General features: G+C 69.6%; 27 protein-coding genes and 2 pseudogenes. 15 read left to right on the forward strand and 14 right to left on the reverse strand.

Annotated features, from left to right (window positions below):
• Window positions 1-20: 20 nt before the first annotated feature.
• On the reverse strand, window positions 21-2,051 hold the full coding sequence (locus tag AOK17_RS21560; protein ID WP_055614160.1) for a thioredoxin domain-containing protein: 2,031 nt from the start codon (window positions 2,049-2,051) through the stop codon (window positions 21-23).
• Between the two features lie 183 nt (window positions 2,052-2,234).
• Between AOK17_RS21560 and AOK17_RS21565 the strand changes: the two genes are divergently transcribed.
• The gene (locus AOK17_RS21565) at window positions 2,235-5,438 is read left to right on the forward strand and encodes a tetratricopeptide repeat protein (protein WP_055614161.1); all 3,204 of its coding nucleotides are present in this window, start codon (window positions 2,235-2,237) and stop codon (window positions 5,436-5,438) included.
• Window positions 5,439-5,565: 127 nt separating this feature from the next.
• Here the strand turns inward: AOK17_RS21565 and AOK17_RS21570 are convergent, their stop codons facing one another.
• A complete protein-coding gene (locus AOK17_RS21570; protein WP_055614162.1) occupies window positions 5,566-5,832 on the reverse strand; it encodes a hypothetical protein in 267 nt (88 codons plus the stop codon).
• A 1-nt stretch (window position 5,833) separates the two neighbouring features.
• The gene (gene mca / locus AOK17_RS21575) at window positions 5,834-6,715 is read right to left on the reverse strand and encodes a mycothiol conjugate amidase Mca (protein WP_079053195.1); all 882 of its coding nucleotides are present in this window, start codon (window positions 6,713-6,715) and stop codon (window positions 5,834-5,836) included.
• A gap of 125 nt (window positions 6,716-6,840) precedes the next feature.
• Between mca and AOK17_RS21580 the strand changes: the two genes are divergently transcribed.
• Window positions 6,841-7,233, forward strand: coding sequence for a DUF4307 domain-containing protein (locus tag AOK17_RS21580; RefSeq protein ID WP_055614164.1), 393 nt, complete (start codon window positions 6,841-6,843; stop codon window positions 7,231-7,233).
• A gap of 190 nt (window positions 7,234-7,423) precedes the next feature.
• Window positions 7,424-7,921, forward strand: coding sequence for a transcription elongation factor GreA (greA, locus tag AOK17_RS21585; RefSeq protein ID WP_055614165.1), 498 nt, complete (start codon window positions 7,424-7,426; stop codon window positions 7,919-7,921).
• Between the two features lie 144 nt (window positions 7,922-8,065).
• Here the strand turns inward: greA and AOK17_RS21590 are convergent, their stop codons facing one another.
• The 3 genes from AOK17_RS21590 to ilvA form a co-directional block, all read right to left on the reverse strand.
• Complete coding sequence (locus tag AOK17_RS21590; protein WP_055614166.1) at window positions 8,066-8,923, reverse strand: ABC transporter permease; 858 nt, start codon at window positions 8,921-8,923, stop codon at window positions 8,066-8,068.
• Window positions 8,920-9,939, reverse strand: coding sequence for an ATP-binding cassette domain-containing protein (locus AOK17_RS21595; protein ID WP_055614167.1), 1,020 nt, complete (start codon window positions 9,937-9,939; stop codon window positions 8,920-8,922). The genes AOK17_RS21590 and AOK17_RS21595 overlap by 4 nt, the downstream gene beginning before the upstream one ends.
• 176 nt (window positions 9,940-10,115) lie before the next feature.
• The gene (ilvA, locus tag AOK17_RS21600; protein ID WP_055614196.1) at window positions 10,116-11,345 is read right to left on the reverse strand and encodes a threonine ammonia-lyase; all 1,230 of its coding nucleotides are present in this window, start codon (window positions 11,343-11,345) and stop codon (window positions 10,116-10,118) included.
• Between the two features lie 162 nt (window positions 11,346-11,507).
• Between ilvA and AOK17_RS21605 the strand changes: the two genes are divergently transcribed.
• From AOK17_RS21605 to AOK17_RS52355, 3 genes are all read left to right on the forward strand, one after another.
• The gene (locus AOK17_RS21605) at window positions 11,508-12,008 is read left to right on the forward strand and encodes a MarR family winged helix-turn-helix transcriptional regulator (RefSeq protein WP_206190800.1); all 501 of its coding nucleotides are present in this window, start codon (window positions 11,508-11,510) and stop codon (window positions 12,006-12,008) included.
• Between the two features lie 140 nt (window positions 12,009-12,148).
• Window positions 12,149-12,658, forward strand: a complete 510-nt coding sequence (locus tag AOK17_RS52350; protein ID WP_055614168.1) for a sigma factor-like helix-turn-helix DNA-binding protein — start codon at window positions 12,149-12,151, stop codon at window positions 12,656-12,658.
• A complete protein-coding gene (locus tag AOK17_RS52355; protein WP_373310604.1) occupies window positions 12,655-12,906 on the forward strand; it encodes a hypothetical protein in 252 nt (83 codons plus the stop codon). Before AOK17_RS52350 ends, AOK17_RS52355 begins: the two co-directional genes overlap by 4 nt.
• 67 nt (window positions 12,907-12,973) lie before the next feature.
• On the opposite strand, the gene AOK17_RS21620 is transcribed toward AOK17_RS52355, so the two are convergent.
• Window positions 12,974-14,128 (reverse strand): cystathionine gamma-synthase, encoded by a 1,155-nt coding sequence (locus AOK17_RS21620; protein ID WP_055614169.1) that lies wholly within the window; start codon window positions 14,126-14,128, stop codon window positions 12,974-12,976.
• A gap of 243 nt (window positions 14,129-14,371) precedes the next feature.
• On the opposite strand from AOK17_RS21620, the gene AOK17_RS21625 reads away from it, so the two are divergent.
• The 5 genes and pseudogenes from AOK17_RS21625 to AOK17_RS52360 all read left to right on the forward strand — a co-directional run.
• Window positions 14,372-15,493 carry a hypothetical protein gene (locus AOK17_RS21625; RefSeq protein ID WP_055614170.1) on the forward strand — a complete coding sequence of 374 codons (1,122 nt, stop codon included), beginning with the start codon at window positions 14,372-14,374 and terminating at the stop codon, window positions 15,491-15,493.
• Between the two features lie 204 nt (window positions 15,494-15,697).
• A complete protein-coding gene (locus AOK17_RS21630) occupies window positions 15,698-16,303 on the forward strand; it encodes a peptide-methionine (S)-S-oxide reductase (protein WP_055614171.1) in 606 nt (201 codons plus the stop codon).
• On the forward strand, window positions 16,296-16,634 hold the full coding sequence (locus AOK17_RS21635; protein ID WP_063997271.1) for a hypothetical protein: 339 nt from the start codon (window positions 16,296-16,298) through the stop codon (window positions 16,632-16,634). Before AOK17_RS21630 ends, AOK17_RS21635 begins: the two co-directional genes overlap by 8 nt.
• A gap of 663 nt (window positions 16,635-17,297) precedes the next feature.
• A complete protein-coding gene (locus tag AOK17_RS50805; RefSeq protein ID WP_157881369.1) occupies window positions 17,298-17,609 on the forward strand; it encodes a hypothetical protein in 312 nt (103 codons plus the stop codon).
• Between the two features lie 27 nt (window positions 17,610-17,636).
• Window positions 17,637-17,732, forward strand: a pseudogene (locus AOK17_RS52360) (peptide-methionine (S)-S-oxide reductase MsrA); the annotation flags it as partial.
• Here AOK17_RS52360 and AOK17_RS21640 read toward each other — a convergent pair.
• On the reverse strand, window positions 17,733-18,167 hold the full coding sequence (locus AOK17_RS21640; protein ID WP_245697267.1) for a DUF5958 family protein: 435 nt from the start codon (window positions 18,165-18,167) through the stop codon (window positions 17,733-17,735).
• A gap of 279 nt (window positions 18,168-18,446) precedes the next feature.
• Here AOK17_RS21640 and AOK17_RS21645 point away from each other — a divergent pair, with 279 nt between their 5' ends.
• Complete coding sequence (locus AOK17_RS21645; RefSeq protein WP_055614200.1) at window positions 18,447-18,935, forward strand: DUF3885 domain-containing protein; 489 nt, start codon at window positions 18,447-18,449, stop codon at window positions 18,933-18,935.
• Window positions 18,936-19,070: 135 nt separating this feature from the next.
• Here the strand turns inward: AOK17_RS21645 and msrA are convergent, their stop codons facing one another.
• Complete coding sequence (gene msrA / locus AOK17_RS21650; protein ID WP_055614173.1) at window positions 19,071-19,583, reverse strand: peptide-methionine (S)-S-oxide reductase MsrA; 513 nt, start codon at window positions 19,581-19,583, stop codon at window positions 19,071-19,073.
• 277 nt (window positions 19,584-19,860) lie between these two features.
• On the opposite strand from msrA, the gene AOK17_RS21655 reads away from it, so the two are divergent.
• Window positions 19,861-20,655 carry a hypothetical protein gene (locus tag AOK17_RS21655; protein ID WP_055614174.1) on the forward strand — a complete coding sequence of 265 codons (795 nt, stop codon included), beginning with the start codon at window positions 19,861-19,863 and terminating at the stop codon, window positions 20,653-20,655.
• Window positions 20,656-20,860: 205 nt separating this feature from the next.
• Here the strand turns inward: AOK17_RS21655 and AOK17_RS21660 are convergent, their stop codons facing one another.
• Window positions 20,861-21,805 carry a hypothetical protein gene (locus AOK17_RS21660; RefSeq protein WP_157881370.1) on the reverse strand — a complete coding sequence of 315 codons (945 nt, stop codon included), beginning with the start codon at window positions 21,803-21,805 and terminating at the stop codon, window positions 20,861-20,863.
• A 286-nt stretch (window positions 21,806-22,091) separates the two neighbouring features.
• Here AOK17_RS21660 and AOK17_RS21665 point away from each other — a divergent pair, with 286 nt between their 5' ends.
• Window positions 22,092-22,802: a hypothetical protein gene (locus AOK17_RS21665; RefSeq protein ID WP_055614176.1), complete on the forward strand. Its 711-nt coding sequence runs from the start codon at window positions 22,092-22,094 to the stop codon at window positions 22,800-22,802.
• 186 nt (window positions 22,803-22,988) lie between these two features.
• On the opposite strand, the gene AOK17_RS53975 is transcribed toward AOK17_RS21665, so the two are convergent.
• The 3 genes from AOK17_RS53975 to AOK17_RS21680 all read right to left on the reverse strand — a co-directional run bounded on the left by AOK17_RS53975 (window position 22,989) and on the right by AOK17_RS21680 (window position 25,355).
• Window positions 22,989-23,165: an Imm32 family immunity protein gene (locus AOK17_RS53975; RefSeq protein WP_425424625.1), complete on the reverse strand. Its 177-nt coding sequence runs from the start codon at window positions 23,163-23,165 to the stop codon at window positions 22,989-22,991.
• A gap of 63 nt (window positions 23,166-23,228) precedes the next feature.
• Window positions 23,229-24,638 (reverse strand): HEAT repeat domain-containing protein, encoded by a 1,410-nt coding sequence (locus AOK17_RS21675; protein WP_063997272.1) that lies wholly within the window; start codon window positions 24,636-24,638, stop codon window positions 23,229-23,231.
• 429 nt (window positions 24,639-25,067) lie between these two features.
• Entirely contained in the window at window positions 25,068-25,355 is a 288-nt protein-coding gene (locus tag AOK17_RS21680; protein WP_055614177.1) for a DUF1905 domain-containing protein, read from the reverse strand.
• Between the two features lie 451 nt (window positions 25,356-25,806).
• Between AOK17_RS21680 and AOK17_RS52365 the strand changes: the two are divergent.
• Window positions 25,807-25,952, forward strand: a pseudogene (locus tag AOK17_RS52365) (DUF4291 family protein); the annotation flags it as partial.
• Window positions 25,953-26,012: 60 nt separating this feature from the next.
• On the opposite strand, the gene AOK17_RS21685 reads toward AOK17_RS52365, so the two are convergent.
• Window positions 26,013-26,606 carry a DUF4291 domain-containing protein gene (locus AOK17_RS21685; RefSeq protein WP_055614178.1) on the reverse strand — a complete coding sequence of 198 codons (594 nt, stop codon included), beginning with the start codon at window positions 26,604-26,606 and terminating at the stop codon, window positions 26,013-26,015.
• Between the last annotated feature and the right edge of the window lie 183 nt (window positions 26,607-26,789).

Below are 26,789 nucleotides of genomic sequence, written 5' to 3' on the forward strand. Positions count from 1 at the left end.
TGAGCAGGCATTTCCGCCACTCAGCGCCCCAGAGCCTCCCGGAGACGGTCGACATCGGTCGTCGGAGCGTCACATGTGAAGTTACGGCAGACATACGCCGTCGGTTCACCGCTCACAAGCAATCGTTCCGCGAGCAAAGGCAGTTCGTCACTGTCCGGAGCGCCCACGGCGACGACCGCGCCCGGCGCGGTGGCGAGGAGGGCCGCCCGGTGGAGCTCCTTGGTCGCCGGATCGTCGACCGGTCCGACCACGGCGACCTCACGCGGCCCGTCGAGCAGCGCCTCGGCCGTGGCGAGACCCCAGCCGATGAAGCGCGGGGCGCGTGGGCCGAGCGCCTTGACGACGCCCAACGCCCGTTCCGCGGCGGCCCGGTGGGGCTCGGCGCCGGTCTGGGCGGCGTAGCTCAGCAAAGCACCGGCCGCCGCGCTCCAGCCGGAGGGTGTGGCGTTGTCGGTCGGATCCTGCGGGCGGCGGATGAGCTTCTCGGCATCGGCGGCCGTGTCGTACAGCGTTCCTGACTCCTCGTCGGTGAACTGCACGAGGACGTGGTCGAGGAGGAAACCGGCGAATTCCAGCCAGACGCCCTCGCCGGTCACCGAGGCGAGCGCGAGGAAGCCCTCCGAGACGTCCGCGTAGTCCTCCAGCACACCCGCGTTGGCACCGACGCGACCGTCCTTGCTGGTACGGGCGAGCCGGGCGTGCTCGTCCAGATGGATCCGGACGAGGAGGTCGGCGGCGCCGAGTGCCGCCTCGATCAGGTCGGGGCGGTCGAAGTAGGCGCCGGTCTCGGCGAGGGCGGCGACGGCGAGCCCGTTCCAGGCGGCGACCACCTTGTCGTCCCGGCCGGGAGCCGGTCGTTCGCCGCGCGCTTCGAGGAGCCGCGCCCGGACGGAGGCGATCCTCTCCGCGTCGAACACGCCCTCGCTCTGCGGGAGCTGGAGGACGGAGGCGCCCTCCTCGAAGGTGCCCTCCTCGGTCACGCCGAAGTAGTCGGCGGCGAGTTCGGCGTCCCGCTCGCCGAGAACCTCGACAAGCTGCGCGGGCGTCCAGACGTAGTACGCGCCCTCGACGTGCCTGCCGCTCCCGTCGTCGCTGTCGGCGTCGAGCGCGGAGGCGAACCCGCCCTCGTTCGTGCGGAGTTCGCGGACCATGAAGTCGGCCGTCTCCAGAGCGACGCGGCGGGCGAGGTCGGACCCGGTGGACCGCCACAGGTGCGCGTACACCCGGCACAGCAGGGCGTTGTCGTACAGCATCTTCTCGAAGTGCGGCACGACCCACTCGCGGTCGACGGAGTAGCGGGCGAAGCCGCCGCCGAGCTGGTCGTAGATCCCGCCGCGGGCCATCCGCTCACAGGTGTCGGCGGCCATCTGCAGCGCGCCCTCGGAGCCGGTGCGGGCGTGGTGCCGCAGCAGGAACTCGATCGCCATCGACGGCGGGAACTTGGGCGCGCCGCCGAAGCCGCCGCGACTGGAGTCGTAGTCCCGGGTGAGGCCGAGCAGCGCCCCCGCGAGGTCCTCCTCGCCGGGCACCTGGGTGTCGCCGAACGCGATCTCCCGGCCCGCCAGGTCCCGCACGATCTTCTCGGCGACCTCCGCGACCTCGTCCCGCCGGTCGGTCCACGCGCTGTGCACGCCTTCGAGGACCTGCCGGAAGGAGGGGCTCCCGTGCCGGGGTGCGGGCGGGAAGTAGGTGCCGAAGTAGAACGGCTCGGCGTCGGGCGTGAGGAACACCGTCATGGGCCAGCCGCCCTGCCCGGTCGCCGCCTGCACGGCCTCCATGTAGACGGCGTCGACGTCGGGCCGCTCCTCCCGGTCGACCTTGACGCTCACGAAGTGCGCGTTGAGGTAGTCGGCGGTCTCCTGGTCCTCGAACGACTCGTGCGCCATGACGTGGCACCAGTGACAGCTGCTGTACCCGACGCTGAGCAGCACGGGTTTGCCGCTCTTGCGTGCCTCCTCGAAGGCCTCGGCCGACCAGGGCCACCAGTCGACGGGGTTGTCGGCGTGCTGGAGGAGGTAGGGAGACGTCTCATGGGCCAGTCGGTTCGGCATGGGGTCCATCCTGCCGCAGTACCCGGTGGGCAATGCGGATCACCCGTGCGCGCCGGGGGTAGGTGATGGGTCCGACGCATTCCGGTTGGGCGTGGACATGACAGAGGCTGATTCTCTCGCCTTCCCCGCCCATCCGCAGGACACTTGACCAAGAAAGCCGTTGCCGGCGGAGGGGGACGCGATATGCGGGACAGCCATCGGGCGGAGGCCGAACGGCTGTTGGTGCGGGCCGTGGAGGAGGAGGTCCGGCGCTCGGGCGGGCGGGCCGACGGGGGCGCGCTGCTGTCGCGGGCACGGGCCGCTCTGGACACGATGGAGCAAACCGCCACGGAGGAGTACAAGGCGTTCACCTCGGCGCTGGACGAGGCGGAGGCGGGCCGATTGACCTTCGGCCAGCGGTACGCCCGCGAGGGCGCCGGAACTCCCCTGCTGGTGGCGGCCGTTGCCGCACTCGCGGCCTGCGTCGCGGACCTGGCGCTCGGCACGGGCGCGGGCATCGCCGTGGGCGCCGGCGCGGTCGTCGGCATCGCGGGCGCCGCGGCCACGGTGGCGAAGGTGACGGCATCCCATCTGCCGGCCGCGAGCCGCCGGGCGGGGGCCCTCGGCCAGCCCGGCGGCCCCGAACAGCTGCGCCTGACGTGGCTGACCGCCCTGGAAGTACGCGGCATCCGGCCGTTCTTCGACCAGCAGCGCGTCCTCATCGCGTCCACCGGCGCGAAGAAGGGGGCGCCCCAGCTGCGGCGTACGGACAAGAGCGCGGCGGCCCGCAGACGGAGTGTCCTGGAGCAGTCGTTCGGCCAGCTTCCCGAGCCGGTCGGTCCGTTCGCGGGCCGGCGGCAGGAGCTGTTGCGGGTCGCGCAGTGGGTGCACGCGGCCCGGGCGAGCACGGAGACCAGACCGACGGTGGTCGTGCTGTACGGCGCGCCCGGCTCCGGCCGCAGCACCCTCGCCGTCCGGGCGGCGCACGAACTGAAGGACCAGTTCCGCGGCGCCTGCGTGGTGGACCTGCGCGGCGACAGCCCGGAGGAGTCGCCGCTGACGACCCGCGACGCGCTGCTGCACCTGCTCAACCGGCTCGGCGCGCCCCGCGAGCAGCTGCTGTTCCGTGAGCGTTCCTCGCAGGACCAGCAGGTCAGGCGGCTCGCCGAGCTCTACCACAAGCATCTGACCGGCCTCCCGGTGACGATCGTGCTCAACGACGCGAGCGATGTGGAGCAGGTGCGCACGCTCGTGCCCGAGCGCTCCGACAGCCTCGTCGTGGTCACCGCCCGCAAACCCCTCGACCTGCCCGCCGACCTCCCCGCCTGGGTGCACCAGTTGGCGGTGGAGCCGCTGACCGCGCCGGGCGCCGAGGAGCTCCTGAAGGCGGCGGCACAGGACAGTTCGGCCCCGTACGACGCCGAATCGACCGACCGGGTAAGGGAGTTGTGCGGTGGCCTCCCGCTGGCGCTGCGCATCGCGGGCTCGTCGCTGGGCCCGCGCACACCCAGCCGGCTCGCCACCGACCTGGCGGCGTACGGACCCGTCGAGCCGGTCGAGCGGGTGCTGTGGCTGCGCTACACGGACCAGTCGGACACCGGCCGGCGGCTGCTGCGACGGCTCGCGCTGGCGGGCCGCGCCTCGCTGGGCGCCGCCGCGGCTGCAGCCCTGCTCGCGACGGACGAGCCGGAGGCCACCCGCCACCTGGAGGCCCTCTCCCGCGCGGGCCTCATCGACCACGTCCGCGGCAGCCGCTACCGCCTGCACGACCTCGTACGCGCCTTCGCGCAGGCCCGCCTCCTCGACGAGGAGGAGCCGTCCGAGCGCACGGCCGCGCAGGAACGTCTCATCGCGAACTACGCCGAGCTCGCGGACTCGGTGATCCGCCTGGTCGACGGCAAGACGTCCACGCGCGCCGACCAGTTCGGCCCGCACGGCTTCACCTCGCTGGACGCGGCCCTGCGCTGGCTGGACGACGAGTCGAGCTTCATCACGGCGGCCCTGCGGCACGCGGAGGGCGTCAACCAGGCGACGGTGCTCAACCTCCTGGGCGCGCTGTGCGACTACTGCCTGCTGCGCGGCGACCTCTACCGCCTGGGCGAGATCAGCGAGTTGACGCAGGCCGTCGACCAGGGGCTGCTCGTGCGCTCGGTCCAGTGGCGTACGGGCATCGCGGCCCGCCAGCTCGGCGAGCTCGACAAGGCTCGTACGCAACTGGCCTCCGTGGTGGACCTCTACTTCGAGGCGCACCACGACGCGGGCGCGGCACGGGCGCTCTGCTCGCTCGGGATCACCCTCCACCACCAGGGCAACCTCACGGAGGCGGCGGCGAAGCTCCAGGAGGCCATGGACCTCCAGGCCTCCCCCGAGCTCTCGGCGGACCGCGCCTGGACGATGCACGCGCTGGCGGCCGTGGAACGGGACCGCGCGAGACTGCGCGAGGCGCTCGACCTCCTGACCCAGGCCCTGGTCCTGCACCGCGAGGGCGAGTCCGTGCACGGCGAGGCCTGGGCCCACTTCCAGCTCGGCCAGCTGGGCCTGCGCATGGGCGACGTACCGCGCGCCGAGTCCGAGCTCCGCGAGGCCCTCGACCTGTACGGCCGCACGCGTGACGCCCGCGGCGAGGCCTGGGCCCTCACCCAGCTCGCCCGGGCCCGCCTGGTCGACGGCGACCCGTCGTCCGCGGTGGACGGCCTGCGCCAGGCGGCCTCCCGCCACCGCGACAACGAGGACTCACGGGGCGAGGCGTGGACGGTCTACTACCTCGGCCAGGCCCTGGAGGAGACCGGCAACCTCGACCAGGCGGTCCGCGAACTGGAACGCTCGCGGACGATGTTCTCCCGCATCCGCGACGTCTACGGCCTGGCGTGCGCCCGCCACCACTCGGCCCGGGTGACCCGCGACCAGCGTGCCGCCCAGACCGGCTCCCTGCGGAACTCGGGTTTCGCCCGCCAGCTCCTGGTGGACGCGCGGGCCGACTTCCAGCGGATCGGCGTCGCCCACGGGGAGGCCTGGACCTGCCTGGAACTGGCGGTCGTCGACGCCGGCAACGCCCGCACCCAGCCTGCCCTCGCCCTCTGCGACGAGGCCGCGTCCCTCTTCGCCTCCTACGGCGACCGCCGCGGCGAGGACTGGTCCCGCTTCCTGCGCTGCACACTCCTCCCGTACGCCTCCCCGGGCGGCGTGGAGGTCGGCACGGCGGTGGCCCAGGAGGAACTGGCCCAGCTCTCCCGCACCGGCCACCCCACCCGCGACGGAAAACTCGACGACTACATCGAGGCGTACCAGCTCCTCCTGGAACGAGGAGCCGACCTGGAAGCCGGCTGGCAGGCCTGGCGCCTCGGCATGGTCCCGAACCGGCATGCGCGAGAGGTGATGGGGGTGGCCGTTTCGGCTCGGCGGGGGTGAGGCACCCGGGCCGGGGGTGAGGCGCGCAAGCCCGAAGGAGGCGCGCACGCGTACCCAGGTCCTGATGCGGTGCCGCCTGTGGCGTGTCACCGCATCAGGGCCTCGGCCCGATCGGACCCCGTCGGCCTCAGCCCTTGGCGGGCGAGGCCTTCCCTCCGGAGCCGGCCGGACCGGCCGAACCAGCCGGTTCCGGCTCGGAGGGGGCAGCCTTCGGGTCGGCCTCCTCCGTGAAGTCGACCCTTCCCAGCTGCCGGTTCATCGATTTCATCAGGCCCCAGACCGCCAGGGCCATCACCGCGAAGACGATGAAGCCGAGGACACCGGGGGTGACCTTGTTCTCGTCGACCTCCTTGGCGAGGGGGACGAGGTGTGTCAGTGCCAGGCTTGCGCTCATGTCAGGCATTGTCGCGGATGCCCGCGAAGAGGTCGTCCTCGGGGAGGGAGGTATCGACGAGCGACTTCGCGAGCTCGTACTCCTCGGTCGGCCAGACCTTCCGCTGGAGGTCCATCGGGATCCGGAACCAGCCGCCGTCGGGGTCGATCTGCGTGGCGTGGGCGATGAGGGCCTTGTCGCGGATCTCGTAGAAGTCGGCGCACGGGACGTGCGTCGTCAGGATCCGCTCGGTGCGCTCGAACTCGTCCCAGCGCTTCAGCCAGTCCCCGTACGGCGACTCCAGGCCGCGCTCCAGCATCGCGTTGTGCAGCGCCTCGGTGCGCGGGCGGTTGAAGCCCTGGTTGTAGTAGAGCTTCTGCGGCTGGAAGGCCGGGCCGAACTCCGACTCCGGGTACTTCTCGGTGTCCGCCGCGCCCTCGAACGCCACCATCGAGATCTTGTGGGTCATGATGTGGTCCGGGTGCGGATACCCGCCGTTCTCGTCGTAGGTGGTGATCACCTGCGGACGGAAGGCGCGGATCTTGCGGACCAGCTCACCGGCCGCCTTGTCGACGTCCTCCAGGGCGAAGCAGCCCTCGGGCAGCGGCGGCAGCGGGTCGCCCTCGGGCAGGCCCGAGTCCACGAAGCCGAGCCACTCCTGCTTGACGCCGAGGATCTCGCGGGCCTCGTCCATCTCCTTCTTGCGTACCTCGTGGATGTGCTCCTCGACGTACTTGTCCCCCTGAAGCTTCGGATTGAGGATGGAGCCGCGCTCCCCGCCCGTGCAGGTCACGACCAGCACGTCCACCCCCTCGGACACGTACTTCGCCATGGTGGCCGCGCCCTTCGACGACTCGTCGTCGGGGTGGGCGTGGACGGCCATCAGTCGCAGCTGGTCAGTCAAGACTCAATCCTCGTAAGTCGGCGCCCGGTGGGAAACGGCGCGATCGGCGCTTCTATAGTGACCGAATCGGGGGGCGAATAATTCCGGGCCCCGAACCCCGCCCGCTCGCCCCGGAGAGGACGATCATGAGTACGGTGCAGCTGCCCGAGGGCCGGTACGGCCGCTCCACGGACGGGCGCGCCGACCGCAGGCTCAGGATCATCGGTGCGGTGCTGGGGGCGGCCCTGCTCGCCCTGGTCGGCTATTTCGCCTACTACTACGTCGGCGGCAACAAGATCAGCGCCGAGATCATCACCTACGACCTCTCGGACACCTCGGTGAAGGTGCACCTGGAGGTCCGCAAGGACGCCGACGCGAGCGGCTACTGCACGATCCGCTCACAGGCCGAGAGCGGTGCCGAGGTGGGCCGCGCGGACTTCCGCTTCGACCAGGACTCCAGCCGCATCGACAAGGTCGTCACCCTCCGCACCACGGCCCCCGGCACGACCGCGGAACTCCTCGGCTGCCACGCGGACTGAGTCCCGTCGCGCGGCTGACGGATGTCACCCTGGACAACTGGCCGCTGACCTGCGTTGACGTATTACTGATGGCTTATGTCCTCCCCCTTTGGGCCGTGAATTGTTAGGCTCGTGGTTTCGCCCACCCGTGAAGGAACATTCTTCTGGGTAGGGCGATGCTTTGTATTCCCAGTACCTACGAGGAGCACCTGTGACCCAGACCAGCGAGAACGTCACCTGGCTGACCCAGGAGGCGTACAACCAGCTCAAGGCCGAGCTGGATCACCTGTCTGGTCCTGCGCGCACGGAGATCGCCGCCAAGATCGCGGCTGCGCGCGAGGAGGGCGATCTGCGCGAGAACGGCGGGTACCACGCGGCCAAGGAGGAGCAGGGCAAGCAGGAGCTCCGTGTGCGCCAGCTGACCCAGCTCCTGGAGAACGCCAAGGTGGGCGAGGCCCCGGCGGCCGACGGCGCGGTCGCGCCCGGCATGGTCGTGACCATCGCCTTCGACGGCGACAAGGACGACACGCTCACGTTCCTGCTCGCCTCTCGTGAGTACGCGAGCACGGACATCGAGACGTACTCGCCGCAGTCCCCGCTGGGCTCCGGCGTGAACGGCAAGAAGATCGGCCAGGACGCCGAGTACGAACTGCCGAACGGCAAGCTGGCCTCGGTGAAGATCCTGGAGGCCAAGCCGTACGCCGCGTAGTTCCTCCCGCGTCGCGTCGCGCGCTCTCCGCGCCTCGCGACCCGTCCAGCGCGTCGCCCCTGGTGAGCCCCCGGTGCCCATGGTCCGGGGGCTTCACCATGTCCTGGGCGGGCCCGGGACCGTACCTCGGGCCATCGCCCTGCCTCAGGCCGCCGCCGAGCGGTACTTCCGTACCGCCAGCGTCCGGAAGATGACGACGATGAGGATCGAGTAGATCAGCGAGGCCCAGACCGGGTGCTGCATGGGCCAGGCGCCGGACGTGGACAGGCCGGGGTCGCCGAAGAGCTTGCGGCAGGCCTGAACGGTCGCGCTGAACGGGTTCCAGTCGGCGATGTGGCGCAGCCAGGGCGTCATCTTGCTGGAGTCCACGAACGCGTTGGACAGGAACGTCACCGGAAAGAGCCAGATCAGACCACCCGAGGTCGCCGCCTCCGGGGTGCGCACGGACAGTCCGATCAGCGCGCCGATCCAGGTGAACGCGTACCCGAGCAGCAGGAGCAGGCCGAAGCCGCCCATGATCTTCCCGAAGTTGGTCGGCTCCATGGAGCCGGGACGCCAGCCCACGAGCAGCGCGACCATCGCGAGGACGAGCAGGGTCAGGGCCGTCTGGACAAGGTCCGCGACGGTACGGCCGGTCAGCACCGCACCGCGTGCCATGGGCAGCGAGCGGAACCGGTCGATGAGGCCCTTGTGCATGTCGTCCGCGATGCCCGCCCCGGCGCCCGCGGTGGCGAAGGTGACGGTCTGCGCGAAGATGCCGGCCATCAGGAAGTTCTTGTAGACGTCCGGATTGGTGGTGTCCCCGATCTGCATCGAGCCGCCGAAGACGTACGTGAACAGCACCACGAACATCACTGGCTGGATCAGGCCAAATAGGATCATTTCGGGAATTCGGGTCATCCGAATTAGGTTCCGCTTGGCCACGACCAGGGAGTCCCGGACGGACTGGCCGAACGAGCCTCCCGGGGCAGCGGTCCGCACGGCGTCGGTGACGGCGCTCACTTGGCGGCCTCCTTGTCGTCCTTCTTGCCCTTGCGGCCCTTGGCGTCCTCGTCCGTGCCGTTCTCCTGGTCGTCCGCCTCGGCGTGGTGCCCGGTCAGCGAAAGGAAGACGTCGTCGAGGGTGGGGCGGCGCAGGCCGATGTCGTCGATCTCGATGCCGCGGGTGTCCAACTCGCGGATGACCTCCGCGAGGAGCTTCGCGCCACCGGTGACGGGGACGGTCAGCTTGCGGGTGTGCTGCTCGACGGTGGTGTCGCCCTTGCCGAAGCCGCGCAGCACCTCGGACGCCGTCTCGATGTGCTCGCGCTCGTGCACGACGACCTCGACGCGCTCGCCGCCGGTGCGGGCCTTGAGCTGGTCGGCGGTTCCCCGGGCGATGACGCGGCCCTGGTCGACCACGGCGATCTCGTGCGCGAGGTGGTCGGCCTCTTCGAGGTACTGGGTGGTGAGCAGCAGTGTCGTACCGCCCGAGACCAGGTCCTTGATGACCTCCCACAACTGCTGGCGGTTGCGCGGGTCGAGGCCGGTCGTCGGCTCGTCCATGAACATGACCGGCGGCGAGACGACGAGTGCCGCCGCGAGGTCGAGCCGGCGGCGCATACCGCCGGAGTACGTCTTGGCGGGGCGGTCGGCGGCGTCCGTGAGGTGGAACTGCTCGAGCAGCTCGACCGCGCGGACCTTGGCCTGCTTCGACCGCATCTGGTAGAGCTGGCCGACCATGTGGAGGTTCTCGCGGCCCGTCAGGTACTCGTCGACCGCGGCGAACTGGCCGGACAGGCCGATCGAGCGCCGCACCTCGTTCGGCTGCTTCAGCACGTCGATGCCCGCGACGACGGCCTTGCCGCTGTCGGGCCGGAGCAGGGTGGTGAGGCAGCGGACCGTGGTGGTCTTTCCCGCGCCGTTCGGCCCGAGCAGGCCGAGGACGGTGCCCTCCGGGACATCGAGGTCGACGCCGTCCAGAGCCCTTACGTCGCCGAAGGTCTTCACCAGGCCTTCGGCGTAGATGGCGCCTGGCATATGAGTCTCCGAAAAGTGGTTGGGGATCCTGCAGAAGAGAGGCTATTTTTCTCAGGTTTGCCCCGCCCGACGAGCGGGTCGGCGACGAGGCGGACCTGCGACCAGAGACACACCATAACGCGATGTATCGCGTTTCTCAACGGATTATTCCAACCGGGGCGACAGCCGATCCGACCTCAGTCGATGATGGTGTAACCCGCCTTCCGCAGCGCGGAGTTCACCTCGGCACAGTGCTCCGGTCCCTTGGTCTCCAGGTGCAGTTCGACCTCCACCTCCGTGAGCCCGAGCCGTGGGTCGGTCCGTACGTGGCTCACATCGAGGACGTTAGCGTCCACCACTGACAACACCCCGAGAAGTGTGGCCAGAGCGCCGGGACGGTCGGTCAGCCGCAGCGTGACCGCCAGGTAGCGACCGCCCGCCGCCATGCCGTGGCGCAGGATGCGCTGCATCAGCAGCGGGTCCACGTTCCCGCCGGACAGCAGCGCCACGACCGGGCCCTCGAAGGCCTCCGGCTCGCTGAGCAGCGCCGCGACGGGGCTCGCTCCGGCCGGCTCGACGACCAGTTTGGCCCGCTCCAGGCAGAGCAGCAGCGCGCTGGACAGATCGTTCTCGGAGACCGTACGGACCTCGTCCACCAGGTCGCCGATGATTCCGAACGGCACGTCGCCGGGCCGCCCGACCTTGATGCCGTCGGCCATCGTCGCGGGGTTCTCGATGGACAGCGGCCGGCCGGCCGCCAGCGAGGGCGGGTACGCGGCGGCGCCGGCCGCCTGCACGCCCACGATCCGTACGTCCGGCCGCAGCGCCTTCACCGCGACCGCGATGCCCGCGGCGAGACCGCCGCCGCCGATGCCGACGACGATCGTGCGCACCTCGGGGCACTGCTCCAGGATCTCCAGGCCGACCGTGCCCTGCCCGGCGATGATGTCGGGATGGTCGAAGGGGTGGATGAAGACGGCGCCCGTCTCGGCCGCGTACTCCTGCGCGGCGGCCAGCGTCTCGTCCACCACCGTGCCGTGCGCGCGCACCTCGGCGCCGTAGTGCCGGGTCGCCGCGACCTTCGGCAGCGGGGCGCCCTTGGGCATGAACACCGTGGAGCGCACACCCAGCAGGGAGGAGGCGAGGGCGACGCCCTGCGCGTGGTTCCCCGCGCTCGCCGCGACCACACCGGCGGCCCGCTCCTCGGGGCTCAGTCCGGCGATCCGCACGTACGCGCCGCGCAGTTTGAACGAACCCGTCCGCTGGAGGTTCTCGCATTTGAAGTGGACCGGCGCGCCCACCAGCCGGGACAGGTACCTGCTGCCCTCCATGGCGGTCATCCGCGCCACGCCCGCCAGCATCTTCTGCGCGCCGCGTACATCGTCGAGGGTCACCAGCGGCAAGGAGTCAGCCGTGCGGTAGCTCATGACCACCAGTCTCGCAGTTCACGTGGCGCCACACCGGCTGTGACCAACGTCCGAGACCGGTTTGCTCAGCGCAGGTACGGCCCGCCCCCCGTCCGCGTACTCTGTCCCCCAACCCAGCCCCACGCATGAATAGAGCCTCCGGCCATGCCCACAACACCTGAAATGTCGATGGACATGACGACCGTCGGTGACACCGGTCTTCTCGAAGCGCTGCAGCACGAGGTGGCGGTGTTCGCCCGCCGTGCCGAACAGACCCGGCTCGGCGGGGTCGGCCAGGTGCGCAACTCCATGGACCGTGCCGCATACCTGCTGCTCAACCGCCTCGACAAGGAGGGGCCGATGGGCGTCAAGGCACTCGCCGCGAGCATGGGCATCGACTCGTCGACGGTCACCCGGCAGGTCGCCCCGCTCGTCGACACCGGGCTCGTCAAGCGCACCTCCCACCCGGAGGACGGACGTGCCGTGGTGCTCCAGTTGTCCCCGCGCGGGCTCTCCCGCCTGGAGGAAGTGCGGTCCTCCAGGCGTCAGTTGATGGCAGAGCTGACCCAGGAATGGGCCCCCGAGGAGCGCGAGGCCTTCTGCACGCTGCTCACCCGGTTCAACCTCGCGCTCTCCGCCCGCATGGCCGCATCGCCCTCCGCGGAGGCACCGGAGCCTTCCTGAACCACCCCGCGCGCACCGCATCGGCCCCGGCCTCTTGACCGGGGACCCGCGCCTGGCCTCATATGAGACCGGGTCCTGTCGTACGCGGCTGTCCTCGGCGTACGTCTCCAGGACCCGGTTTCCCTCAGCCGGGAGGCGCGATGCGAGAGCGGCAGGCGTCCCAGAACGCCCGCCGGGCCCGGGAGTTCGAGGCGTTCGTCGCGGGCGCGGCAGGGCGGCTGCTGCATGCCGCCACACTGCTCACGGCGGAGCCCCCGGACGACAACCCGCGCGCGCGGCGCCTGCTCACGGCCGCCCTCGCCCATACGTACGCCTCCTGGGACCGGCTGCGCGGCGAGGACCCGTACGACCGGACCCGGCAGCAGCTGGCCGTGCGCTTCGCGCGCGCGGCGTGGCATCAGTACGGCGCCCCGGGCTGGGCACACCCCCGGGGCCACCCGAAACCCGACAGCGTCCTGTACTGCCTCACGCCCCAGGAGCGGCTGATCCTCGTGCTGCGCATGTACGAGGGCGTCGCCGAGGAGCAGGCCGCGGCGCTGCTGGGGCTGCCCACGGAGCGCGTACGGGCGATCTGCGCGCGTGCCATGGCGACGCTGCTGCATCCGCCGCGGGAGGCCGCTCCGGTGATCGCGAAGGTGGCCCCGTCATGAGCTCGATGAGCCGCAGGGAGGCAGACGTCCGCCGGATCCTGGAGGAGCCGCAGCCAACCGTGCCGCCCGATCTGTACGGGGAGGCGCTGCGCCGCGGCGGGCGGATGCTGCGCCGCAGGAGGGCGGCGAGGCGGCTGTTCTGGCTGCTGCTGTTCGCGGCGGCCGTGGCCTTCGTGGTGTGGGCGTCGCTGGCCCAGCCGTGGGTGGAGCCGCCGTCGGAGACGACTCCACCGCTGACCGGGTGGTGAGCCCACCGGCGGCCGGTGGGGCCGTAGACCGGGTGTCCCGTTGCCCGGCCGGTGAGCCCGTCGGTGACTAGCCCAGGGCCTGCTTGAGGTCCTGGAGGAGGTCGTCGATGTTCTCGATGCCTACGGAGAGGCGTACGAGGTCGGCGGGGACCTCCAGGAGGGACCCGGCCACGGACGCGTGGGTCATGCGCCCCGGGTGCTCGATCAGGGACTCGACGCCGCCCAGGGACTCGCCGAGCGTGAACACCTTGGCGCGGTTGCAGACCTCGACGGCCGCCTCCTCGCCGCCCTCGACCTGGAAGGAGACCATGCCGCCGAACGACTTCATCTGCTTGGCGGCGATCTCGTGACCGGGGTGCTCCGGGAGGCCCGGATACAGAACGCGCGTCACGCGCGCGTGCCGGGTGAGCATCTCCGCGACCTGGGTGGCGTTCTCGCTGTGCCGGTCCATGCGGACGGCGAGCGTCTTGATGCCGCGCAGGACCAGCCAGGCGTCCATGGGCCCGGCGACCGCGCCCATCGCGTTCTGGTGGTAGGCGAGCTCCTCGCCGAGCGCCTGGTCGGCGACCACGAGCGCGCCGCCGACGACGTCCGAGTGGCCGCCCATGTACTTGGTCAGCGAGTGCACGACGACGTCCGCGCCGAGCGCGAGCGGCTGCTGGAGGTAAGGGCTGGCGAAGGTGTTGTCGACGACCAGCTTGGCGCCGGCCTCGCGCGCGACCTGCGAGAGCGCGGCGATGTCGGTGATGCCGAGGAGAGGGTTGGAGGGGGTCTCCACCCAGACGGCCTTGGTCTTCGGGGTGATGGCGGCCCGTACGGCCGCGGGGTCGCTGGTGTCGGCGACCGACCACTCCACGCCCCACCGGGAGACGACCTTCGCGAAGAGGCGGAACGTGCCGCCGTACGCGTCATTGGGGATGACCACGTGGTCGCCCGGGCTGAGCAGCGTACGCAACAGGCAGTCCTCGGCCGCCAGTCCGGACGCGAACGCGAGCCCGCGGCGACCGCCCTCCAGGGCGGCGAGGTTCTCCTCCAGGGCGGTCCTGGTGGGGTTGGCGCTGCGGCTGTACTCGTAGCCGCCGCGCAGACCTCCGACGCCGTCCTGCTTGTAGGTCGAAACCTGGTAGATCGGCGGGACGACCGCGCCGGTGAGGGGATCGGCGGTGTTGCCCGCGTGGATCGCCACGGTTTCGAAGTGCTGGCTGATGTGCCTGTCGCTCATGGGCACCGAGGGTAATGCGCTCGCGGGGAAAGTGACGGCATGGGGCTTGGGTGTGGACCGGGGTGGGGGGTGGGCGCGGGTCTGGTGCGAGTCTGGCGCGGGTCCGGCGCAGGCCTGGCGGCGGGTCCGGCGCGGGCCTGGGACCAGGATGCGCGCGGGTTTTCCACAGGAGGCGCCGACCGTTTTCCACAGGAGCGGTGACCGGGTTCGCCATTTGTCGGACGAGTCTGGTTCGCTTGGGGCATGGAGATTCTCTGGGTCCTGATGGCGATGCTCATGGTGAGCCTCATCCTCTGGCCGTACCTTCTGCGCAGGCGTGCCGGTGGCATCCAGCAGGTCGCTCCGGGCGACCCGGACGCGGCCGACCCGGCGAACTACGGCTTCCTTCGCCAGGAGGAGCTGGACATCCGCATGCCCGGCCCCGACCAGGACCTGCTGGAGGTCCTGGACCTGGTGCAGCGCGCCCAGGACTACCGGGCGGCGTCGCAGCTCCTGGCCGGCACCGAGATCGAGGGCGAGCGGCGCTGGCAGCGCGTGCAGGCCTTCGCGGGCGCCGCGTCGCTTGAGCTGCAGCAGCGCCCCGGCGGGGTGAGCGACTCCCCCGGCGGGCAGTGGCTGCGGGTGTGGCGGGCCGAGAATCCCAAGGACGCGGGCGGCGCCGCCGTGCACGCGGAATTCCTGGTGCAGCAGGCGTGGCGTACGTCGTCGCCGGGGACGGACGAGTTCCGGATCATCATGGAGGAGGCGAGGGCGGCCTGCGGTGAGGCCGCGCTGCTGTCTCCGGGCGACCCGATCCCGTACGTCATCGAGCTCTCCGTGGGCCGCGGACTCGACTACCCCCAGGCGGAGTTCGAGAAGGTCTGGCTGAAGATCCTGGACCGCGCGCCCGCGCACATGGGGGCGCATCTGGCGGCGCTGCACTACTGGTGCGAGAAGTGGCACGGCTCGCGCGAGGTGGCGTACTCCTTCGCGGAGGCGGCGGCGGCCCGGGCGCCCCAGGGTTCCCTCCTGGCCGCGATGCCCCTCTTCGCCGTCTTCGAGCACCTCCCCGAGGTGAACCTGGTCAGCAGCTTCTACCAGAGCGAGGTCGTCACCAAGGCGGTCCACGGCGCCCTCTACGCGGTCCACTCGGCCCGCCCCGACGACCCGATGCTCGCCCACGTCCGCCACCTCCTGGTCTGCTTCCTGGTCCGCAGCGAACGCTGGTCGGAGGCCATGACCCAGCTGGTCCACGTCGACGGCCACGTGGGAGCCCTCCCCTGGACCCTGACATCCGACCCGGCAGCGGACTACGCGGTGTACCGCGCCCTGGCGGTCGGCGGCTACGAGGCGAACGGGGGGAGCCCGGCTACGCTGCCGCACTGAGCGCGCCGGCCGCCTTCGGGCGGCCCTCCCTCGACCGGCCGACAAATGGCCGGAGCCGGGCGGAGTGACGGTGACGGTGACGGGCGGAACGGCGGTGGCTGCCCGATGGCCAAGTGGTGGGCCGGTGCCGAACCGACACCGGCCCGGATTGTTGCAGGGGGCTCAACCGTTGCCGCCACCGGAGTCAATCGCCGAGGAGACCGTATGTTCCCGCACGGCCGTACTCCTCGGCTGCCCACCCTCGAGCAGGCTCTGCGCGGGCGCCGCGCACCGACGTACTCCATCCCCGATCGGCACAGAGTCCTCGGCAACCCGCTGCTCGGCCCGTACCCCGAAGGCATGGAGATCGCCGACTTCGGCCTGGGCTGCTTCTGGGGCGCGGCGCGCAAGTTCTCGCAGCTCCCGACCGGCGTCCACACGATCCTGGCGGGCTACCAGGGCGGCTTCACCGGGCACCCCACATACGAGGAGGTCTGCTCGGGCCTGACCGGCCACGCCGAAGCGGTCCGAGTCGTCCACAACTCCGCCGTGATCCCGTACGAGAGCTTCCTCAAGCTCTTCCGGGAGTCCCACGACCCGCCCCAGGCAGCAACCGCCGAGTCCTCCCGCACCGCCTACCAGAAGGTCCTCACGGTCTCGGGCTACGGCACGATCGCCACGGAGATCCTCCCGGCGGAGGGGCGGACATTCCATCCGGCTGAGGGGTACCACCAGCAGTATCTTTCGGGCAGCAAAAACCCGGACGGGTGCTGCGGGCTGGGTGGGACCGGCGTCTCCTGCCCGGTCGGCGTAGCCCAGGCCGATGGCTGAGCCCCTCCCGCTGAACGTCGCGGCGACATTGAACGCGCTGCTGACCGGCGCCGATCCGGTGAGCAGCGCGCTGCGCGACCAGATCCCTCATACGCAGGTGGCCGGCTCGTGTGGTTGTGGCTGCGTGACGGTCGATCTTGTGGTGGACGATGCGGCGGTCCCGCCGGCCCCCGCTCACCGCAATCCGGCCGCGGACGCCTGGTACACCGAACCGGAGGACGCCGGCGTCATGGTCTTCACGAAGGACGGCTACCTCTCACTGCTGGAGATCTACTCGACGTCCACCGAGCCGATCACTGCCTGGCCAGAGTCCCGCTTCATCGAACGCTGATCACCGGAGAGCTCAGGCACGAACACAACCACGCCGAACGACAGCAGCCCGAGCCGGCACCCACCCCGCGCGATTGAGCGGGGAACTCGCCGTTCCTCGGCTCCTCGGCAGCATCTGGCCATCGCCATCACTGCTGTCCTGCTCCTCGCGGCGTGGATCAACTCATAGGCGGGGCCGCGGCCGTCGTGGCAACGCTGTCCCTTGTCACCGCTGTCTGGTGCTTCTTCCAGGCACCCGTCACAAGCGGGGCACCAGTAAACGAGGCCGCACGGGCGGCTGCCGCAACAATGCCGGCGGACTCCTACTCGGCTGCCAGGCGACAACTGTTGCCTGCCCTCGATCAGTACCGCTTGACCCTGCGGCGGGGCATCCTGACTCAGCGGCGCTATGCATGGTGGACAGGGTTTCAGTCAGCCAGGGAGCGCGGCACTGCCCGGTGACGGATCAGAGCCAACCAGTCAGGAGCGAGCCATGGGTGAGGCGTGGTCGGTCGGCAGTACGCTCGTAGCACTCCTGACCGCGATCGCAGCTTTCGTTGTCCCGCATCGCAGAGCACGGAAGGCAGACAGCGAAGCCGCAGTCCTACAGGCACGCTCGGCTGCGGGCCGCGCATCCTTGGTCACGGCTTCCGCCCCATGGTCGAGTAGCACGACGATTGACGTCGTGATCACCAACGGTGCACCCGCCGCCATCGCCGACGTGGACCTCCTCCGCGTCAACACGGCGGTAGAACCACAAGTCACTTGGCGCCTCAACCCGAACACCTCGAACAACACTTCGACGGCATGCATCTTGCAGCCTGGAGAATCACTGACGTCGCGTGTGCAGCTGCTCGATGCGGGAGGCGTACCCGTTTCACCGGAACGCGATATGAGGCTCGTGATCACCTTCGGCTTCCGAGACACAGATGGCCAGTGGTGGAAGCGAGACATCGGCCAGCCGCCGCAGCCGTGTGAGACGCGCCCAGTCGCCTGACCAGGACCGGCGGCGTACTTCACAAGCGAGTTGGGCCACCAGCAGTACCTCGACAAGAATCCGGCGGGGTGCTGCGGGACTGGTGTGTCCTGCCCGATCGGTGTCGCTCCCGTAGAGGGCTGATCACGTGACGGCGGGGCCCTCGTCCCGATGAGCGGTCAGCTGATGCCACGCATGGCTGCAACCGTCGGCGCAGTAGCGCTCGCGTCGACGGTTGTCGGCAATGGCGAACAGTGCGACCAGCAGGCGAAACGCTCTGGCTCGGTCGTAGGGCGGCAGGTGTGACATGTTCAGCCGCCAGCGGGTCAGCATCACGGCCGGTGTGTAGGTCGGACGCATTCCGGAGCGGGCGATCGCCTCTTGGGCATCCGTCTCGACGGCGCGTGCCTGAACGCAGAACTGCACCAACTCCTTCAGGACAAGGCTCTGTTCGTCCTCGGCGAGGGCGGTGAACCATGCCTTGCCTTCGGCCATGGGCCGAATCCCTTGCGCGAGCTTGTTAAGAATGACCTGCCGCTCGTGCACGTTCTCCGCCCCCTCCGGCAGGACGACCCGCAAGCCCTTTGCCCTCCCCGATTGAACCAGGATGCCCACCTTGAGCCCGAGGAATATCGCCGACGATGGCGGCCACCAGCCGTATCTTTCGAGCAGCGGAATCCTGAACGGGTGCTGCCGGGGCGGGAGCCGCGCCGGCGTGTACCGCCCGGTCGGTGTCGCGAAGGCGGATCGATGAGCGTCGGCTTCACTCCCGCGTCGCTGGCGGCGCTGTGGCAGAAACGGTGGCCGTCGGGTCCGCCCGTCGCTCACACGTTCCGCAGTACGTACGCCGACCGCTGGGTGCGCTTCCACAGCCTCCCCGGCTCGAAGCGCTACCCGGAGTCGGAGGACGAGTACGCGATCGTGCTGGACCGCTACAACACGGTCCTCGACGAACTCTTCGCGGGTACGGATGTGTTCGTGGTGACCGTGGACTGGTCGGGCACAGCGACGGGACCTGCCATCCAGCCGGAGCCACGACAGACGCTGCACCCTGACGGCATCCGCTGGTGGACCGAGTCGGAGCAGGACGACCCCGACCCGGAGTTCCACGTCCACAGCCGTCTGTACGCCGACCGGCGCCCGTGGGAACGCGGCTGCGCCGACGATCTGCTGCGCGCCGTCGCGGACGACGCGCTCGTCGAGGTGTTCCTCACCGATACAGAACTCCGCCGCATCCACCACCCGTACGACGGCGGTGCGGATGTCGTCCTCGCCACGCCTGAGGAGCGGGACCGGATGCGCGCCCGGCACATCGACTGGCTCTCCAGCCACCCGGCCGGCCTCTGACCGGCCGGTCACGGGCAGCCTTCACCGCAGCACTCTTCGTGCACGGCGGGGCCAGCCGGCTCCGCAAGGGAAAGCGGGGCCCGGCTACGGAGCCTCGGCCGGTCGGCCCCCGCCTTTCGCCGGGCCGCCTCGCGTTCAGCCCTCCGTGCGGGCGGGCAGGCGCCATCCGGGGCGGGGGAAGTGGCAGGTGTAGCCGTCCGGGTAACGCTGCAGGTAGTCCTGGTGCTCGGGCTCGGCCTGCCAGAAGGGGCCGACCGGCTCCACCTCGGTGACGACCTTGCCGGGCCACAGTCCGGAGGCGTCCACGTCCGCGATCGTGTCCTCGGCGATCCGCTTCTGCTCGTCGTCCACGTAGTAGATCGCCGAGCGGTAGCTGAGGCCGATGTCGTTGCCCTGGCGGTTCTTGGTGCTCGGGTCGTGGATCTGGAAGAAGAACTCCAGGAGCGCGCGGTAGTCGGTCTTCTCCGGGTCGAAAAGGATCTCGATGGCCTCCGCGTGCGTGCCGTGGTTACGGTACGTCGCGTTCGGCACGTCGCCCCCGGTGTATCCGACCCGGGTCCCCGTCACGCCCGGGAGTCGGCGGACCAGCTCCTCCATCCCCCAGAAGCATCCGCCCGCCAGTACGGCCCTCTGCGTCTGCGCAGCCATTACGGCCCCTTCCAATGTCTGTGTCTGTCAGCTCGGTCACTCGGGGTCATCGGCTCGCACACCACCGGCATCCCTTACCCACTGTCCTCAACGCACGAGGGTTCCGGGCGATTCCGCACCCACCCGAAGAGGCCGGTCATGGCACCGGCAACGCACGCCACGCCGTAGGCCCTCCGTGGACTCTTGAGGAGCTGGGACGACCCCGAGGTCTAGGGTGCTCCTTGGACCATCAGCCCTCTCGGCAGCTGTCTCAGAGCAGGCACTAGCCTCTCGGGTCATGTCCGACCTACCCGATCTTCACAGTGCGACCATCGACGCGATAGTCGATCACGTCGGCCGATCGACGCTTCCCTTCCAGCGAGCCCACCGGGAGGAACAACACGCCACGGCCTTCTGGTTCAACGAACTCGTGGAGACGACCGCCGAAGACGAGGTCATCCGCCAGTACCTCGTGACTGCCAGCGAGCCGGCGAGAGTCGAGATGGCCGAGTTCACTCTGCGGCCGGACTTGTGCACACCAACTATGAGCGCAGAGAACCTGATGTTGATCGACTTTGCGCAGGGGTGGACTCATCTCGGTGACCTGGGGGTGGCGGTCATGCCGACCACCGGATTGCACGCGCACGGCGCTCGCAAGGGGTGGAGTTGGACGACCGACGAGATCACCGACGGTCTCGCCGCCACGGAAGAGGACATCGCCGGCATCGGTGAGCACCCGATCGCGGCTTACGTGCTGGGTCACATCATCGAGGACGGCGCCCGAGAGCAGGCTGTGGTGGTCGGCCAGGTCACGCGCACCAGCGGCGACAGCATCCGTTGGAACGGAGACCTGCCGCCGGGGTGCGTAGGGGCACCGGTGTTCATCAGCGCTCGCCTCAGCGGGGACAGTTTCAAACTGGTCTGCCTGGGGGTGACGCTGCCTGCCGCCGGTCACCACGCGATTGCCTCCTTCGACCGCATCCGCGCCGCCCTGAACGCCCTCACCTCGGACACCCCGCCAGCCTTTGACGAGACCGCAGAGCATCCTCGGCAGGCCGAGCCGAAGCGGCGCTGGTGGCAGCGACGCGGCTGATGCTGCCCAGCGCTGTCAGAGGTACGACGACCATGGACGACCAGCCCGAACACCTTTGACGGAAAGAGCTGCGAACACGGCTTGACGTGGCTCATCAAGCCGCTTTGACGACCACTTTGTTGAATGGGACCGCGGGGACATGGCGAGTCAGTCCCAGAGGACCCACCCTGTGCTCAGCGCTGTCGGATCCGGTCGCGAAGTTCGCCTACTGACCGTGGGGCTCGGATCCCTTGAGGTAGGTCAGCCGCCCTCGGTCCCGTTCAGTCGTCAGGTCGAGGGCGGTCACGGGATGGCGGGTCCACACAGGTGAGCCGTCGATCCACGGCACGAGCACGGTGACCGGATTGTGCAGGCCGTGGACGTCTGCAACTCCCGACGGGGGAAGGCGCCGTGCCTGGCTCTTCTTCGCGAGCCGCAGAAGCATCGGCGGAGCTTCGTCCGGATCGTCGTCGGCACGGTACAGCACCAAGTAGGCCTCACCCGCCTCCGGTTCGCGCAGCAGCAGCCAGCACATCGGGTGTGAATCCTTGCTGGTGGCCAGGCGGGCGAGACGGCGGACGAGCCGCACATCGGACACGAGCACCGCCAGGCCGCCGACCGCGGCCACGAGGATGAACCAACCGCGGCCGGCCTCCCCGAAGATGTGCAGCACACCGCCGAACCCGACAATCGCCCCGCCGACGATCCCGGCCGCTATGTATGGAAGATTGAAAGTGGTGAGCAGTTCGCGGTTGCGCCACCAGACCAACCGCCCCCGACTGTCGGTCACGGGCGCGCGCGGCTTCGGCTGCAGGGGTGCAGCCGTGGAGCGCACAGCCGCTGCGAGGAGGGTCTCACGGGTGAGCTCCGCGGCAGTCAGGGGCGCCTGCCGGGAACGTCGGGCGGCGGTCCTGCGGCGACGCTCCCTCCTCGACTCGGGATCCAGCCTGCGCCCCACACCGGCCAATGCCGTGGCACCCATCAGCAGACAGCCGAGAAAGGTCATGACCCAGGCGAAGCCACCGGCCTCCGTGCCGTCCTGAAACCCCTCGAAGTAGCCCACCGCCACACCCGGGGCCGCGATGAAGAGGCCCACGACACCGACGCGCAGCAACCACTTCTCGGGATCGGCGCCCGGGCCCACGGGTGGCACGTTTCGGCGATCGGCCACGTCTCTCCTGATCTCATGCGTTGTGCATCAGACATCAGACACTTGAGTCCACCGGACGGTTGCACAGCCTCTCGTGCCCCCCCGCCCAGGTCGGCACGCGGGGACACATCTGTGGATGCCACAAGGGCGCAGAGGTCTGTGGACACGGCTTGACATGGGTCTCCCGGTCGGACAATCAACTACGGGTGAGCGCAGCAGTGGGCACGAGTTGAGGGGCACTGGCGTTGTCAGTGGTCCGCCATAGGCTCGGTCCCGTTCGAAGGCAGGCATCGGCGGATGGGACGGCATGAGCTTTGATCTCGCGGTGTGGTTCGAACCCGAGCGGGTCTCGGCCTCTGACGCCGCCGGGAAGTACGAGCGGCTTTGTGACAGTGATCTCGCGGGGGCGGGAGTTGTCGCGAGCGAGGCCGTGTCCGCGTTCCATCAGGCGCTGATCATGGAATTCCCCGAGCTTTCGTCCGCGGGAGACGACTGCCAGCAGGTGTCGGTGTCGGTGTCGCCGTGGACGGCGGGCCTCGACGTCTCTGCCGCTCATGTGCTCATGCCCCTGTCGTGGAGTCGGGCCAGTGAGACGGCGCCCGAGGTAGTGGCCCTCGCCGGCCGCCATGGACTGGTCTGTTTCGACCCGCAGGCAGAGGTGCTTCACCTTCCGCCCGCGCTGCGCGGGACAGATGGATTGAGTCTTCAGCCGTGCGTCGGGCTGAAGGTCGAGGACCCGGACCTTGATGTGATCGAACGTGCCGTACGCCGATTGTCCGCGGAGAACTGGTTCTTGATTCTGGAGAGGCGGCTTGGCCGCTACCTCCAGGTGGCTCAGGGGCCGAACGCAGGCCTGTCGGCAAACGGATTTGCCGTCGAACACCGGGATGGTTCGCCGGACCGGCACTACCGGTGTGTGCTGAGCGAGAAGGATCAAGTAGCAACGGTCTTCGCTGACTTCGCTTCAGGTGAGGCCGCATGGAGCGTGGACGCGCGATGGGACAAGGTGTCGATGTAGTCGGTGTGGGCCCCCATGTCCGAGGCCAACCGCCCCGGATGCGTTCTGTGAACGCGGCCTGGCGTGGATCACCGCGCCGCGATCGCACCCTCTTTCGGCGTCCGGAGACGGTGGGGGTGGGGATGGGGATGGGATCGTTGATCGCTGGTCGCCCGCGATCACTGGCCGCAGAGGCCGGCCCGCCTCTCACCACCCCGGCATGCCTCCATGCGGGCTGTTGACCACCAAGGGCAACGACCCTTCGGCGAGGTAGAAGTGCCCGGGGAAATAGTCGATGTGGAGGTGCCCCCCGTCCTCGGCAGTGGCCAGGTCTCGGAGGTTCTCCGCGAGTACTCCCCTGTTGTCGGAGTCACCGCTGATCACAAGGATCTGTTCACAGCGCGGTGTTCGCAGCGCAGTGTTCGCGTTGCCGCCGATCTGTTCGCTTCAGCGAGGGATACCCACTTCATCCAGGTATCGGTGCATGGTGTCCGTGGGAAGGCTCGGGTTGGTGAGGGCGTCGGAGGAGGTGTCCGGGTTCTCGCAGCTTTCGAGGATGAGGTCGACCGGCAGTGCGGGGTGGGCGGCTGCCATGGCGCGTACAAGATGGTCGGGGTCGGCGAGCAGCCGGACCAGTGCGTCGACGGGCGCTTCGAGGTCCAGCCCCACCAGCCGTCGTTTCTCTGGATCCGGGTCGTCGGCGAAACGTTGCCCGTTGCCCGCGCGCGGGAAGTTCGGGTGGGCCTGCAGAGCGCCCCTGGTGATGACCTTGCAGTCCAGATAGGTCTGCAGCACCACCTCACCGTCGACGGTCGGCTGGTTCTCGCACAGCAGGAGTCGTACGGGGTGGTCGTCGTCCTTGGAGAGCAGGTCGATGGCGTCGGCAGGCAGGTGCGGGCTGTAGGTGGCGCTGCGCCGCAGGAGGATGTTGGCCGACTTGGCGCATTGGCGCAGCACATCGGGGTCGGCACAGAGGCGAACCCATTCGACGGGAGCGAGCCGGTCGGACGGGCTGATGGTGACGTCGATGGCGGCGCGTTCGGTCTCCGTCAGCTCGGGGCGTACCGATACCGCCAGCCGTACGCGGTGCGCGTCGTCGTTCGCCAACGCCCGGACGATGTCGATGGGGACACTGAGGTTGGCCGCCAGCTCTTGTCTGTCCCACTCGTTGGCGCCGGCCGCGAGTTGTTCGGCGGTCGCCGTGCTCATGGCGCCGCAACGGATCACTTCCGACCTGTCGAGGCTCTCGCTGTCGAGGCTCTCGGTTCCCGCGCCGAGAAGAAGGTCCGTGCAGGCCGCGTCTTCGCGGCAGGCCTCGATCATGGCCGCCCGGCGGACTGCGTCATCGGCGTCGTGGAGCAGACGGCTTCGGGTGTCCTCGGACAGCAGGGCCCACTCGCGGCAGGCTGCCCGTCGGAAGTCCGCGTCCTGGTGGTCGGCGAGCCCTGCGACCAGGCTCGGAGCCGTGTCGTGACAGAAGGCCGCGTTCCGGCGGACATTGGGATCCGGATCGGCGAGCAGGCGCTGCTGGGCGGACAGGGGCAGTGGCGGCGTGGGGACCCGGAACCAGTTGGGTCCGACGGCCAGACCGAGGCGTACGCGTGGATCGGGATCGTCCACGAGCCTGGCGCGCTGTTCCGCCGGTACGGAGATGTTCTCGGTGAGCAGGGCCCGCAGCTTTCGGTCGGGGTGCGCGACGATGGCGTCGACCACCTCGTCCGGCAGAGCGCGCCAGGCGAGCGTGTTCCGGGCCACGTCGGCCTCCTCGCACAGGAGCCGGAGCAGGATGTCGGCCGGCGCTGCGGGATTTCGCGCGATCGCAGCGATCGTCTCGCGGTGACCGCGATCTCCGTCCATATTGGGCCTCCCTGTTCGCCAACGGCCTTCGCGGGCCCGCAGATTGTGCGCAGCGCATGTGTACGAGGTCAACGCCGGTGATCATGCTCCGCCGCGCATCCGGAGACTGGCGAGTGGTTTTCCGGGGCGGGTCCGGGGACCGGACGGTCCGGGGCGGCCCAGGGACCTGACGTCCGGGGCGGTCCGGGGCGGTCCGGGTTCCGGACAGTGCGGCTGCCTTCGACGGTGCTGCGTCGCCGGCGATCGAAGCCCGGTGGAGCTGCCGGGCGAATCCCTCCAGCGGGCATACGGCGAGGAGGGAGCCTCACGCGACCTCCCGGTCGGCGGGCTCCGCGGAACCGGTGACGACCGGCAGTGGCCTGCCTGTCCCTGTGGGTACGCGGAACGGACGGCAGCCGCGCCGTCAGTCTTGAGGTTCGGCGTTCGGGGCTAGAGGCGGACCGAGATCTCCACGGCAACGTCGTCCCCTGCCGAGATGCCCTGCCCCTTGCGGACAGCGGCCTTGAGCGGCAGCAGGTAACGGCCGTCCTTGGGGAAGAGCGACGTACCGAAGACGACTTCACCGATCCGTGCCTCAACCGGGATCACGCCCCAGCCGTACGAAGCCATCGCGGCCACCTCGCGGATGTCGGCGGACTCCTCATCCGGCACAGGGACGAAGTAGTACGGCGACGGCCCGCGCCATTCCATCACCCGGCCTGCGAAGGCGAACTCCACTGTGCCGGTCTCCTTTCGCGAGTACGACCAAGTCGCGCCAGGCGTACCTGCCGTGCGACCACTCCCCCTTGAAAGCGACCGGCAGACACCCGCGGAGGAAGGATGTCATCCCCCTCGCAGCGGGATCCTCCCACTCGCGAGCAGCGGCGACGTCACGGCCGACGGCGGCCGAACCTGGTCCCGCTTCGACCGCACGCTCCTGCTGGGCATCAACTGCTCATCCGATGGGCGCTGTTGGGCCGTGAGGGGGGAGGACGGATTGGCGGCTCAGCTCGTAATCCCACGTCGCTGAACCGCGGTTGCGCCCTCAAGCCGGCGATACGCCCCTGCCGCTTCGCGCGGCCGGCCGTAGCAGCAGCAGCTCAGGCCAAACGGCGACCGGCTCTCCCCCAAGGGACCGGCGGTCGAAAACCGGTGGCCTTCCGCATCGGCCGACCCCACGCTGTGGGCCATGGAAGACCCCCACCACAGAATCCGGACGGTCCACACAGCCTCCACGGTCACCGTCTACCAGGCGTACTCCCCGCACATCGGCCAACCCGCCGCCCGGAGGGGCGTTTCCCTCCGGCGTGGAAACGGGATCGGATGACGTGGATCGTCATGCCGCGTTCACAGACCTGTGCTGCCATGTGACACATGGGTGATGCTGGCTGTTGGTCAGGGGCGCAGGTGGGCCGGCGGTTCCTCACCGGCGGGGTATCCCTGCTCCTGGGGGAGCAGTCCGGTGACTGAGTCCAGTTCGCCGTCCCTGACGAGTCCGTGGATCTCGTGGGCGAGCGGAGTCACGTCGCTGATGGACACGATCCACTCGTCCGCGAAACGCGACGATGCCTCACCTGAAAGCCCCAGTTGCAGCGAGCGGTACGGCAGGGGACGCAGATGCAGATCGCGTTCGGGATCCCACTGGACACGGGCCGGTGCACGCTTGAGGTCACGCTGCCAGGTGCCGCGATCGGGATGCAGTCCGCGAACGTAACTCGACAGGCAGGCATGGCGCAGCGCCCAGTCGAAGCCGTCGCGAGTGATCTCGACGGCAAGGACGGTCTCCTGCCCCTCCTTCGTGCCCCAGCCGGAGCGATACATCATCCACATGAAACTGGGCTTGATCCACGTCATACGGCCAGGCCTCCATGCGGCGGGAAAACGGCCGTCTCGGATGGCAGGCAGTCCGATCTCAGGGGAGTACGCCTGGTAGACGGTGATCGTGGACACCGTGTGAAGCGCGCGAATCCTGTGAAGCGGTTCTTCCATGGCGTACAGCGTGGGCCCGGCCAGCTCAAGTGACCACCGATTTTCGACCCGTTGCTCGATCCGACGGAGCACGTCGGCCGCAGGCAGTCGGCAAGCCTTGACCGGATCATCGTTGCCGGAATCGGTAGCTCCGCCAACAAAGGGTTTGTGAGCACGGCTTGACCTGGACCATCAAGCGGCGTT

This window comes from Streptomyces phaeochromogenes, from assembly GCF_001418655.1.
GTDB lineage: Bacteria > Actinomycetota > Actinomycetes > Streptomycetales > Streptomycetaceae > Streptomyces > Streptomyces phaeochromogenes.

Coding starts and splice junctions, on each gene's coding strand:
- AOK17_RS21560 (WP_055614160.1), bottom strand. CDS start 2,051: ATGCCGAACCGACTGGCCCATGAGACGTCTCCCTACCTCCTCCAGCAC.
- AOK17_RS21565 (WP_055614161.1), top strand. CDS start 2,235: ATGCGGGACAGCCATCGGGCGGAGGCCGAACGGCTGTTGGTGCGGGCC.
- AOK17_RS21570 (WP_055614162.1), bottom strand. CDS start 5,832: ATGAGCGCAAGCCTGGCACTGACACACCTCGTCCCCCTCGCCAAGGAG.
- AOK17_RS21580 (WP_055614164.1), top strand. CDS start 6,841: ATGAGTACGGTGCAGCTGCCCGAGGGCCGGTACGGCCGCTCCACGGAC.
- AOK17_RS21595 (WP_055614167.1), bottom strand. CDS start 9,939: ATGCCAGGCGCCATCTACGCCGAAGGCCTGGTGAAGACCTTCGGCGAC.
- ilvA (WP_055614196.1), bottom strand. CDS start 11,345: ATGAGCTACCGCACGGCTGACTCCTTGCCGCTGGTGACCCTCGACGAT.
- AOK17_RS21605 (WP_206190800.1), top strand. CDS start 11,508: ATGTCGATGGACATGACGACCGTCGGTGACACCGGTCTTCTCGAAGCG.
- AOK17_RS52350 (WP_055614168.1), top strand. CDS start 12,149: ATGCGAGAGCGGCAGGCGTCCCAGAACGCCCGCCGGGCCCGGGAGTTC.
- AOK17_RS52355 (WP_373310604.1), top strand. CDS start 12,655: ATGAGCTCGATGAGCCGCAGGGAGGCAGACGTCCGCCGGATCCTGGAG.
- AOK17_RS21620 (WP_055614169.1), bottom strand. CDS start 14,128: ATGAGCGACAGGCACATCAGCCAGCACTTCGAAACCGTGGCGATCCAC.
- AOK17_RS21625 (WP_055614170.1), top strand. CDS start 14,372: ATGGAGATTCTCTGGGTCCTGATGGCGATGCTCATGGTGAGCCTCATC.
- AOK17_RS21630 (WP_055614171.1), top strand. CDS start 15,698: ATGTTCCCGCACGGCCGTACTCCTCGGCTGCCCACCCTCGAGCAGGCT.
- AOK17_RS21635 (WP_063997271.1), top strand. CDS start 16,296: ATGGCTGAGCCCCTCCCGCTGAACGTCGCGGCGACATTGAACGCGCTG.
- msrA (WP_055614173.1), bottom strand. CDS start 19,583: ATGGCTGCGCAGACGCAGAGGGCCGTACTGGCGGGCGGATGCTTCTGG.
- AOK17_RS21655 (WP_055614174.1), top strand. CDS start 19,861: ATGTCCGACCTACCCGATCTTCACAGTGCGACCATCGACGCGATAGTC.
- AOK17_RS21665 (WP_055614176.1), top strand. CDS start 22,092: ATGAGCTTTGATCTCGCGGTGTGGTTCGAACCCGAGCGGGTCTCGGCC.
- AOK17_RS21675 (WP_063997272.1), bottom strand. CDS start 24,638: ATGGACGGAGATCGCGGTCACCGCGAGACGATCGCTGCGATCGCGCGA.
- AOK17_RS21685 (WP_055614178.1), bottom strand. CDS start 26,606: ATGGAAGAACCGCTTCACAGGATTCGCGCGCTTCACACGGTGTCCACG.